Below are 3,847 nucleotides of genomic sequence, written 5' to 3'. Positions count from 1 at the left end.
CACGGAGCCAGCGCGCCACGGGTGCTGCGGCCTCACTGGTGATCGGCTCCTCCAGGGACGGCGGCAGGATCAGCACATCGCAACGGTCTATTTCGCTGGCATTACCCCGCGGATCACTGTCGAAAACCACCGCGGTTGCCGCATCACCATCCGCTTGCAGATGACGCACACGCAACCGAGGTCCTTCGGAATTTTTTTCCTGAGCGATGCGGCTGGCAACCCTGAACAGATCGGTCAGCCCCAGAACGGCCGACATCTGCACGCCGGGATAGAGCAGGATTCCGATCCGCGCGGTTGTCATTTGTCGCTATTGCCCCTGATTCTGTCGATTTCGCCAATGGTGACCACCATCGTCCGGATCGATATCTGGCGCAACGAAATTCAACTGAAATGAAGGAATGACTTATGTCGAAGCGCGCCATTCTCGTCATCGATCTGCAGAACGAATACTGGCCGTCGGGAAAACTGCCACTTCAGGGAATCGATGCGGCTGCGGCAAATGCCGCGCGCGTCATGGCCCATGCGCGCGCGAAGGGCGATCTTGTCGTCAACATCCAGCATGAAGCGCCTGGCACCCCGATCTTCGTTCCCGGCAGCGACGGAAGCCGGATCAACGAGGCGGTTCTGCCGGAGGGCGATGAACCGGTCATCACCAAGAACTTCCCCAATTCGTTCCGCGAGACCGGCTTGAAGGACCTGCTCGACCGGCATGGCATCGAGGAAGTCGTGATCGTCGGGGCCATGAGCCACATGTGCGTCGACGCCGGCGTGCGCGCTGCCAATGACCTTGGTTATCGTACCATCACGATTCATGACGCTTGCGCAACGATGGATCTTACGTTCGGCGACACGACCGTTCCCGCCGCACAAGTCCATGCCACCATCATGGCAGCACTCGCCATGTTCTATGGCGAGGTAATCGGAACCGAAGAATTCATCGCTCGCTGAACGAAAGAGGAGCTGAAGATCATGACGACCCGCAGAGACCTCTTCGCCTTGTCCGGTGCGGCAATTGCCGCCACCGCGCTTGCAGCCCACGCTCAGACCCAGGACACACCCAGCGCGGCGAACGGCAAGGTCAAAATCACTCAGATCCGCAATGCGACACTTCATGTGACCTATGGCGGGGTGCGGTTCCTCGTCGATCCGATGCTGTCCGAACGTCATGCCTGGCCCGGTTTCGAGGGCACGGTGAACAGTGAGGAGCGCAACCCGATGGTTCACCTGCCATTGCCGATCGAGGAGATCGTTGATGTGGATGCGGTGATCGTCACTCATCTGCATGAGGATCATTGGGACGAGGCGGCACGCAACCTTGTACCGAAAGGTCTGCCGCTGTTCGCCCAGAACGAGGCCGACGCCGAGACCATCCGCTCGCAAGGCTTTACCGACGTCCGCGTCCTCTCCGACAGTTCGGAGTTCGATGGCGTGCAGCTCATCAAGACCAGGGGCCGCCATGGCACCGATGCTGCTTACGAGAAGATTGGCCAGCTTCTTGGCGAGGTCTGCGGCGTGGTGTTCAAACAGCCGAACGAGAAGGTCGTTTATCTCGCCGGCGATACGATCTGGAATGATGATGTCGCAAGCGTTCTCGCCAAGCATAAGCCCGACGTCGCCATCCTCAATGCAGGCGATGCACGGGTCGTCGGGATCGATAGTGGAATCATCATGGGTACGGCCGACGTGCTGTCCGTCCATCGGGCGGCGCCCGATACCGTTCTCTTCGCCTCGCATATGGAGGCGGTGAACCATTGCACGGTGACCCGGGCGAACTTGCGTGATTTCGCGCAGGCTCAAGGCTTTGCCGGGAAGCTTCTCACGCCGGGAGATGGCGAAACCGTTATGTTTTAAGCGTGATCGGCCCGAGCACCTGCCGGGCCGCCTAAGCCGTTTCGCCGGATGCCCGGACGCTCAGCACCTCATCTGGAACTGCGTCGCCCCAGTCATTCATGGCATAAAGGACATCCTTCAACGACAGTCCCAACGGGGTCAGTTCATAGACGACCCGTGGCGGGGTCTCGGCGAAGGCTGTACGCGTCACCAGCCCATGCTCTTCGAAGCGGCGCAGACGGTGGGTCAAGGTATGCGCGCTGATCCCGCCCAATACCTGCCGGAGCTCAGTAAACCGCCGAGGGCCATGCAGCAGTTCCCGCACGATCAGCGTCGCCCATGGGCCATCGAGAAGAAGCAGGAAGCGCTCCACGCCGCATAGAGGCAGTTTTTTCCGGTCCATGCTGATTTTCTTCCATTAGTGCATTTGACGTAACCGGTGCAGACAATGCACCAAAGAGCATCTGATTGCTACACCAAAGAAGGAAAACCTGATGTCTTATATCATTCATGGCGCAACCGGCGCCCAGGGAGGCCCGCTCTATGCGCGCCTTCTCGCTTCGGGCAAGAAGGCGCTCGCTGCCGTTCGCGATCCCGCCAAGGTCGCGGGCAAGCCCGCGGTTGCGGTCGACAATGATTCCGTGGATTCGCTCGTTGCCGCCTATCGCAATGCCGACGGGGTCTTCATCCACCTGCCGCAAACGTCCGAGTCCGCCCGCGTCCGGCAGGCCAGGAACATCGTCGAAGCGATCAAGGCCGCGAAACCCAAGCGTGTCGTGCTCTCGACCAGCGGCACCATCATAGACCAGCCCAGAACGGTGCTGCAGGCGCCCGATGACAGCGCCGTTGCGATCCTGGCGCGGGGCGTGGCGGAAAGCGGCGTCTCCCATGCCATCGCCGCGCCGCGTCTCTATCTCGAAAACCTGCTGCTGCCGATGGTCTTTGAACCCGCGCAAGCCGAAGGCATACTGCGCTATCCGGTTCGCGCCGACTTCCCCGTTTCATGGAGTTCGCACCTCGATGTCGCCGAGGTGGCTGAACGGCTGTTGACTGATCATGCTGCGACCGGCGTGGTCGGCATTGGCCATCGGCCCGGCCTGGTGGGCGCGGATCTTGCCGCAGGCTTCTCGGCGCAATCCGGCCGCACTATTGCCTTCGAGGCGCTGACGCCGGACGCGTTCGGCAAGCTGATCGAGCCGATGCTTGGTCCGGCCGCTGCTGGCGTCGTCGGCCTCTATCAGGCGCTTTCACAAGCCACGGACAACGTGATTTCCGAGGATACCAGCGCGCAGAACCTGCTCGGCCTCAAGCCGCGTAGCGTGCAGCAATGGCTGGCGGAGGTGCTGGCCTGATCCTGGTGAAGGCCACGGCGTTTCTCGGTGCACGGAAGCGAGCGCAAGCTCGCGCCCGATCCCGCAACCGCCGCCGGTGATGAGAAGCGCATTTCCGGCGGCCTTCATTGGCATGCGCTTCACTTGATCCGAAAAGGCAAGGTCAGACGACGGCGCCGTTCGAGAAGACCGTCTGCCCGCTGATCCAGGCCCCGTCGCCGCTGCAGAGCACAGCGATCGTATCGGCGATATCGGAAGGCTCGCCGAGACGTCCCATCGGCGTGCGATCGACGAAGCCCTGAATTTGCTGTTCGGTCTTTCCGTCGGTGAAAAGGGTGGTATTGACCAGCCCCGGTGCGACCGCATTGACGGCGACTTTCCGTGTGCCCAGTTCCTTTGCAAGGACACTCGCGTACATATCCTGGACTGCCTTGGTCGCCGCATAGGGGCCATAGGTGGGAGACCGAAGCTGGACGATGCTCGAAGAAAGCGTGATGATGCGCCCGCCGTCGCGCACGCGCCGCGACGCTTCGCGCAGCACGTTGAAGCTGCCTTTGGCATTGACCGCGAACATCCTGTCGAAGTGCTCATCCGTCATGTCGCGGAACGGCGCCAGCCGCATGATGCCGGCGTTGCTCACCACCACGTCGACGCCGCCGAAGGCGCGGTCGTTCTCATCGAACAGG

The 3,847-nt window shown here is 61.5% G+C and carries 6 protein-coding genes; 4 read left to right on the top strand and 2 right to left on the bottom strand.

The window, feature by feature from the left end:
- The 3 genes from ACE04I_RS22705 to ACE04I_RS22695 all read left to right on the top strand — a co-directional run.
- On the top strand, nucleotides 1–394 hold a 394-nt coding region (locus ACE04I_RS22705; RefSeq protein ID WP_487207626.1), incomplete at its 5' end, for a hypothetical protein.
- A gap of 11 nt (nucleotides 395–405) precedes the next feature.
- Nucleotides 406–948 carry a cysteine hydrolase family protein gene (locus ACE04I_RS22700; RefSeq protein WP_487207625.1) on the top strand — a complete coding sequence of 181 codons (543 nt, stop codon included), beginning with the start codon at nucleotides 406–408 and terminating at the stop codon, nucleotides 946–948.
- A 21-nt stretch (nucleotides 949–969) separates the two neighbouring features.
- Nucleotides 970–1,851 (top strand): MBL fold metallo-hydrolase, encoded by an 882-nt coding sequence (locus tag ACE04I_RS22695; RefSeq protein ID WP_487207624.1) that lies wholly within the window; start codon nucleotides 970–972, stop codon nucleotides 1,849–1,851.
- 31 nt (nucleotides 1,852–1,882) lie between these two features.
- On the opposite strand, the gene ACE04I_RS22690 is transcribed toward ACE04I_RS22695, so the two are convergent.
- Nucleotides 1,883–2,233, bottom strand: a complete 351-nt coding sequence (locus ACE04I_RS22690; RefSeq protein WP_487207623.1) for a winged helix-turn-helix transcriptional regulator — start codon at nucleotides 2,231–2,233, stop codon at nucleotides 1,883–1,885.
- Nucleotides 2,234–2,324: 91 nt separating this feature from the next.
- On the opposite strand from ACE04I_RS22690, the gene ACE04I_RS22685 reads away from it, so the two are divergent.
- On the top strand, nucleotides 2,325–3,182 hold the full coding sequence (locus tag ACE04I_RS22685; RefSeq protein ID WP_487207622.1) for an NmrA family NAD(P)-binding protein: 858 nt from the start codon (nucleotides 2,325–2,327) through the stop codon (nucleotides 3,180–3,182).
- A 142-nt stretch (nucleotides 3,183–3,324) separates the two neighbouring features.
- Here ACE04I_RS22685 and ACE04I_RS22680 read toward each other — a convergent pair.
- Nucleotides 3,325–3,847 (bottom strand): SDR family oxidoreductase (locus tag ACE04I_RS22680; RefSeq protein WP_487207621.1); only part of this gene is annotated, 523 nt, incomplete at its 5' end.

The sequence above is a fragment of the Rhizobium moroccans genome, assembly GCF_057559155.1.
Note: the sequence above shows the minus strand (reverse complement) of the source record. Positions and strands in the feature narration are given on the sequence as shown.

Excerpts from the sequence above, each read along its gene's own strand:
- ACE04I_RS22690 (WP_487207623.1), bottom strand. The coding sequence starts at position 2,233 with ATGGACCGGAAAAAACTGCCTCTATGCGGCGTGGAGCGCTTCCTGCTT.
- ACE04I_RS22700 (WP_487207625.1), top strand. The coding sequence starts at position 406 with ATGTCGAAGCGCGCCATTCTCGTCATCGATCTGCAGAACGAATACTGG.
- ACE04I_RS22685 (WP_487207622.1), top strand. The coding sequence starts at position 2,325 with ATGTCTTATATCATTCATGGCGCAACCGGCGCCCAGGGAGGCCCGCTC.
- ACE04I_RS22695 (WP_487207624.1), top strand. The coding sequence starts at position 970 with ATGACGACCCGCAGAGACCTCTTCGCCTTGTCCGGTGCGGCAATTGCC.